This is a genomic window from Inquilinus limosus MP06, assembly GCF_000767795.1.
Taxonomy (GTDB): Bacteria; Pseudomonadota; Alphaproteobacteria; order DSM-16000; family Inquilinaceae; genus Inquilinus; species Inquilinus limosus_E.
This window is the reverse complement of the sequence record NZ_JANX01000372.1, coordinates 1-6,292: the sequence shown is the minus strand read 5'-3', so window position 1 is coordinate 6,292 and position 6,292 is coordinate 1. Positions and strand designations below refer to the sequence as shown.

The 6,292-nt window shown below is 70.6% G+C and carries 6 protein-coding genes; all 6 read left to right on the top strand.

Annotated features, from left to right (window positions below):
* Positions 1–579: UDP-N-acetylglucosamine--N-acetylmuramyl-(pentapeptide) pyrophosphoryl-undecaprenol N-acetylglucosamine transferase (locus P409_RS23255; protein ID WP_034844310.1), on the top strand; the 579-nt coding region annotated here is incomplete at its 5' end.
* A gap of 17 nt (positions 580–596) precedes the next feature.
* Complete coding sequence (gene murC, locus P409_RS23250; protein ID WP_034844308.1) at positions 597–2,033, top strand: UDP-N-acetylmuramate--L-alanine ligase; 1,437 nt, start codon at positions 597–599, stop codon at positions 2,031–2,033.
* Positions 2,030–2,947, top strand: a complete 918-nt coding sequence (locus P409_RS23245) for a D-alanine--D-alanine ligase (RefSeq protein ID WP_034844306.1) — start codon at positions 2,030–2,032, stop codon at positions 2,945–2,947. Before murC ends, P409_RS23245 begins: the two co-directional genes overlap by 4 nt.
* The gene (locus P409_RS23240) at positions 2,935–3,801 is read left to right on the top strand and encodes a cell division protein FtsQ/DivIB (RefSeq protein WP_052121259.1); all 867 of its coding nucleotides are present in this window, start codon (positions 2,935–2,937) and stop codon (positions 3,799–3,801) included. The genes P409_RS23245 and P409_RS23240 overlap by 13 nt, the downstream gene beginning before the upstream one ends.
* 72 nt (positions 3,802–3,873) lie before the next feature.
* The gene (ftsA, locus tag P409_RS23235; RefSeq protein ID WP_238578750.1) at positions 3,874–5,100 is read left to right on the top strand and encodes a cell division protein FtsA; all 1,227 of its coding nucleotides are present in this window, start codon (positions 3,874–3,876) and stop codon (positions 5,098–5,100) included.
* 114 nt (positions 5,101–5,214) lie between these two features.
* A partial coding sequence (gene ftsZ / locus P409_RS23230) for a cell division protein FtsZ (RefSeq protein ID WP_034844301.1) occupies positions 5,215–6,292 on the top strand: 1,078 nt, incomplete at its 3' end.

Below are 6,292 nucleotides of genomic sequence, written 5' to 3'. Positions count from 1 at the left end.
ACGCTGACCCTGCTGGTGCTCGGCGGCAGCCAGGGCGCGCGGGTGTTCAGCGAGCTGATCCCGGCCGCGGTGGCGCTGCTGCCGGAGGGGCTGCGGAGCCGCCTGTCGATCGTGCAGCAGTCCCGGCCCGAGGACATCGAGGCCTGCCGCGGGCGCTACGCCGCGATCGGCGCCGACGCCACGCTGTCGACCTTCTTCGACGACGTGCCGGAGCGGCTGGCCGCGGCCCAGCTGGTGATCTGCCGGTCCGGCGCGTCGACGGCGGCGGAGCTTGCGGCCATCGGCCGCCCCGCCATCCTGGTGCCCTATCCCTTCGCCATGGACGACCACCAGACCGCCAATGCCAGGGCCATCGCGGCCTCCGGCGGGGGGTGGCTGATGCCGCAGTCGGATCTCACTCCGGAAGTGCTGGCATCGCGTCTCGAACACCTGTACACCCGCCCCTCCATTCTGGTGGAGGCCGCCGGCGCCGCGCGCGCCGCAGCCCATCCGGATGCCGCCGACCGACTCGCCGACCTTGTCCTCGCCCTCGCCGGGCATGGGGCGGGTCTTCGCGCGTTGGCCGCAACGGGAGCGTAACTGAAGGAGTACCGCCGATGAGGCAGATGCCGCTCGACATTGGGATGATCCACTTCGTGGGGATCGGCGGCATCGGCATGAGCGGGATTGCCGAGATCCTGCACAATCTCGGCTATTCGGTGCAGGGCACCGACGTGGCCGAGAGCGCCAACGTCCTGCGCCTGCGCAAGGCCGGCATCGACGTCAAGATCGGCCATGCCGCCGCCCATCTCGGCGACGCCGCGGTGGTCGTCATCTCCTCGGCGGTCAAGGCCGACAACCCGGAGGTCAAGGCCGCCCGCGCCGCCCTGATCCCGGTGGTGCGCCGGGCCGAGATGCTGGCCGAGCTTATGCGCCTGAAATGGTCGATCGCGATCGGCGGCACCCACGGCAAGACCACCACCACCAGCCTGGTGGCGGCGATGATCGACGGCGCCGGCATGGACCCGACCATCATCAATGGCGGCATCATCAACGCCTACGGCACCAACGCCCGGCTGGGCCAGGGCGACTGGATGGTGGTCGAGGCCGACGAGAGCGACGGCACCTTCACCCGGCTGCCGGCGACCATCGTCGTGGTCACCAACATCGACCCCGAGCACCTCGACTTCTACGGCGATTTCGACTCGGTGAAGGCGGCGTTCGAGCAGTTCGTCACCAACACGCCGTTCTATGGATTCGCCGTCCTGTGCATCGATCATCCGGAGGTGCAGGCGCTGATCTCGCGGGTCACCGACCGGCGCATCATCACCTATGGATTCAGCCCGCAGGCCGACGTTCGCGCGGTCGATTTCTCGATCGAATCGCGCGGCTCCAGGTTCACTGCCGTGCTCCAGGACAGGCAGTCCGGAAAAAGCCGTATGATCCGCGATATTGTGTTGCCAATGCTCGGGCAACACAATATCCAGAATGCATTGGCCGCTATCGCCGTGGCCCATGAGATGGGAATGGACGACGGGCAGATCATCGAAACGCTGGCGCGCTTCAGCGGGGTGAAGCGCCGGTTCACCAAGACCGGCGAGTCGGGCGGCGTGACGGTGATCGACGATTACGGCCACCACCCGGTGGAGATCGCGGCGGTGCTCAAGGCGGCCCGGGCCGCGGCCCAGAAGCACAAGGTGATCGCCGTGGTGCAGCCGCACCGCTACAGCCGCTTGGCCAGTCTGTTCCAGGAATTCTGCACCTGCTTCAACGACGCCGACATCGTCGTGGTCGCGGATGTCTATGCTGCCGGCGAGGCGCCGGTCGAAGGCGCCACCCGCTCGGCCCTGGTCGAGGGGCTGCGCGACAGCGGCCATCGCCGCGTGATCCCGCTGCCGGGGCCGGAGGCGCTGCCGCAGCTGGCTTATGACCTGGCCCAGCCGGGCGACTTCGTGGTCTGCCTCGGCGCCGGCAACATCACCGCCTGGGCCAACGCCCTGCCCACCGAGCTCGACGCGCTGCGCGCCAAGAAGGTCGCGGGGGCCGCCCGATGACGAAGTCGGTCGCAGTCCTCTACGGCGGCTGGTCGGCGGAGCGCGAGGTCAGCCTCGTCTCCGGCAAGGCCGTCGCCGTGGCGCTGCGCGGCCGCGGCCATCGGGTCGAGCTGATCGATGTCGGCCGCGACGTCGAGGCGCTGCTGCGCGCCCTGCGGCCGGCGCCCGAGGTGGTGTTCAACGCCCTGCACGGCAAGGGTGGCGAGGACGGCACGATCCAGGGCGTGCTCGACATGCTGGGCCTGCCCTACACCCATTCCGGCGTGCGGGCCTCGGCCATCGCCATGTCCAAGCCGGCGACCAAGCAGATGCTCGGCTCGGTCGGCATCCGCAGCGCCCGCGGCGTGGTCGCGCCGCCGGAGCAGGTGGCCGAACGCCACCTGATGGAGCCGCCCTATGTGGTCAAGCCGGCGGCCGAGGGCTCCAGCGTCGGCGTCCGCATCGTCCGCGCCAACGACAATGTCCCGGCGATCGACCTGGCCGGCTGGGGCTATGGCGACGCGCTGGTCGAGGAATACGTGCCGGGCCGCGAGCTGACCGTCGGCGTGATGGGCGACCGCGCCCTGACCGTGACCGAGATCGCGCACACCCACGCCTTCTTCGACTACGACGCCAAGTATACCGAGGGCCACGCCGTCCACACCCTGCCGGCGCAGGTGCCGGAGGACGTCGCTGCGGAGGCCATGCGCCTGGCGCTGCTGGCGCACCGGACGCTGGGCTGCCGCGGCATCAGCCGCACCGATTTCCGCTGGGACGACACCCGGCCGGGGACCGCGGGGCTGTACTTCCTCGAGATCAACACCCAGCCGGGCTTCACCCCGATCTCGCTGGTGCCGGAGCAGGCGAAGCATATCGGCGTCGACTTCGCCGATCTGTGCGAATGGCTGCTGGAGGATGCCGCATGCGGCCGCTGAGCGCCGAGCCCGACGCCGGACGCCGGCGCGGCAGCGGCGGCACCTCGGTCCGCCGCAAGCCGATGGACCGGCGCCGGGCGGCGGCGCTGCGCCTGGGCGGCATGGCGCTGGGCGGCATCGCCGTGTTCGGCCTGCTGGCGGCGCTGTGGACCAGCGGCACGCTGACCGCAGCCGGTCGCGGCATCCATGGCGCGGTGATGGGCCTGACCGTGGCCGCCGGCTTCTCGGTGCAGGAGGTGCTGGTCGAAGGCCGGCGCTCGGTTGATGGCGGCGCCATCATGGCGGCGCTCGGCGTCGGCCGCGGCGACCCGATCTTCGACCTCGACCCGGATGCGGCCCAGGCGAAGCTGCTGGACATCCCCTGGATCAAGTCGGCCAGCGTCGAGCGCCGGCTGCCGGACACGGTGTTCGTCCGGATCGAGGAGCGGGTGCCGCTGGCGCTGTGGCAGAGCAACCAGAGCTTCAGCCTGATCGATCGCGAGGGCCATGTCCTGCCGGTGCCGTCGCTGGCCGACTACCCGGACCTGCCGATGGTGGTCGGCGGCGACGCGGCCGGCACCGCGGCGGTGCTGATCGACGCCCTGTCGAAGACGCCGGACATCGCCCGCCGCATCCGCTCGGCCATGCGGGTCGGCGGCCGGCGCTGGGATCTGATGCTCGACAACCACGTCACCGTGAAGCTGCCCGACGGTGACGTCGCCGCGGCCCTGGCCCGGCTGGACGAGGCGCAGCGCAAGGATTCGGTGCTGGACCGCGACATCGTGGCGGTCGATCTGCGCCTGGGCGACCGGATGGTGATCCAGCTCACTCCCGCGGCGGCCGCGCAGCGCGCGCCGTCCAAGGACAAGACCTGATGGGCGGCGCGGATGGCACTCATGGGATTTAACGCGATGCGCCGCCCCCGCACCCGATCGCGGGGTTCCATCGTGGCCGCGGTCGACCTCGGCACCACCAAGGTCGTGTGCTTCATCGCGCGCGTGGCCGACGAGGGCAAGGCGCAGGTGATCGGCATCGGCCATCAGGCCAGCCGCGGCGTGCGCGCCGGCGCCATCGTCGAGCTCGACGCGGCGGAGAAGACCATCGCGCTCGCGGTGCAGGCGGCCGAGCAGATGGCCGGCGAGACCGTCAACGAGGTGATCGTCAACCTCTCCGGCGGCCATCCGGCGTCGCAGAGCCTGTCGCTCGAGGTGCCGGTCGGCGGCCGCGAGGTGAACGACAACGACCTGCGCCGCGCCGCCCGCGCCTTCAATGGCAGCGTCGCCACCGACGCCGAGGTGATCCACGCGGTGCCGATCAGCTACGGCCTCGACGAGGTGCGCGGCGTGCGCGACCCGCGCGGCATGGTCGGCGAGTCCCTCAGCATCGACCTGCACCTGATCACCGCCAACACCGGCGCGCTGCGCAACCTGACCAGCTGCGTCAACCGGGCCCATCTCGAGGTCGAGAGCGTGGTGCTGTCGCCCTATGCCTCGGGCCTGGCCTGCCTGGTGCCGGACGAGCGCGAGCTGGGCTGCACCGTGATCGACATGGGCGGCGGCACCACCTCGCTGGCGGTGTTCATCGAGGGCCGGCTGGTCTTCGCCGACTGCCTGCCGGTCGGCGGCGCCCATGTCACCAACGACATCGCCCGCGGCCTGACCACGCCGGTGGTGCATGCCGAGCGGATGAAGACCCTCTACGGCTCGGCCCTGCCGTCCGTCGCCGACGACCGCGAGGTGATCGACGTGCCGCAGGTCGGCGAGGAGGAGGACAGCCAGCCGACCCATGTGCCGAAGAGCCTGCTGACCGGGATCATCCAGCCCCGGATGGAGGAGATCTTCGAGATGGTGCGCTCGCGGCTCGAAGCCAGCGGCTTCGACAAGGCCTTCGGCCGCCGCGTGGTGCTGACCGGCGGCGGCTCGCAGCTGCAGGGCGCGCGCGAGTTGGCGCAGCTGGTGCTGGACAAGCAGGTCCGCATGGGCCGCCCGCTGGGCCTGGACGGCCTGGCCGAGGCGACGGCAGGGCCGAGCTTTTCGACGGCGACGGGCCTGCTGGCCTACGCCATTTCGGGGCCCGCCGACCTGGTCGGCTCGGGCCCGGGGCTGGAGGAAAGCGGCGCCTCGGGCGGCGGCTTCTTCAGCCGGATCGGGGGGTGGTTCCGTGACAACCTTTGATCCAGGACCAGTCAACCCGGCACGCCCGACCATCCGGGGCGATGCCGGGAGCACGGACTAGGCGGGTGGGAAGCGGTCGCAGGGTGAATAGGGGACAGTAGGGGAGCTATCGACATGATCAATCTCAGCATCCCGCAGGGCGATATCAGCCTCCAGCCGCGGATCACCGTGGTTGGCGTTGGCGGCGCCGGCGGCAATGCCGTCAACAACATGATCCGGGCCAACCTGGCCGGGGTCGAGTTCGTGGTGGCCAACACCGACGCGCAGGCCCTGGCGGGCTCCGCGGCGCAGAAGCGGATCCAGCTCGGCGCCGGGCTGACCCAGGGCCTGGGCGCCGGGTCGCGGCCGGATATCGGCCGGGCCTCGGCCGAGGAGGCGATGGAGCACATCGTCGCCCATCTCGAAGGCGCGCACATGGTGTTCATCACCGCCGGCATGGGCGGCGGCACCGGCACCGGCGCCGCGCCCGTGATCGCCCGCGCGGCGCGCGAGCAGGGCATCCTGACCGTCGGCGTGGTGACCAAGCCCTTCCACTTCGAGGGCGCGCACCGCATGCGCATGGCCGAGCAGGGGCTGCAGGAGCTGCAGCAATATGTCGACACCCTGATCATCATCCCGAACCAGAACCTGTTCCGTATCGCCAACGAGAAGACGACCTTCGCGGACGCCTTCCGGATGGCGGACGAGGTGCTGCATTCGGGTGTGCGCGGCGTCACCGACCTGATGGTGCAGCCGGGCCTGATCAATCTCGACTTCGCCGACATCCGCACGGTGATGGCGGAGATGGGCAAGGCGATGATGGGCACCGGCGAGGCCGAGGGCGAGCGCCGCTCGATCAGCGCCGCCGAGGCCGCGATCTCGAACCCGCTGCTCGACGACATCTCGATGAAGGGGGCCAAGGGCGTCCTGATCAACATCACGGGCGGCCTCGACATGACCCTGTACGAGGTCGACGAGGCGACCAACCGCATCCGTGACGAGGTCGACCCCGACGCCAACATCATCTTCGGCTCGACCTTCGACGAGAGCATGGAAGGCCGGGTACGGGTGTCGGTCGTCGCCACCGGCATCGACATGCAGGTAAACCAGGCGGCGCGGCCGCAGACCTACAGCACCACCACCCTGCCGGGCGGCGCGGCCAAGCCGCAGCAGCCGGCGGCTGCCGCCCCGGCGTCGCAGCCGATGATGCCGG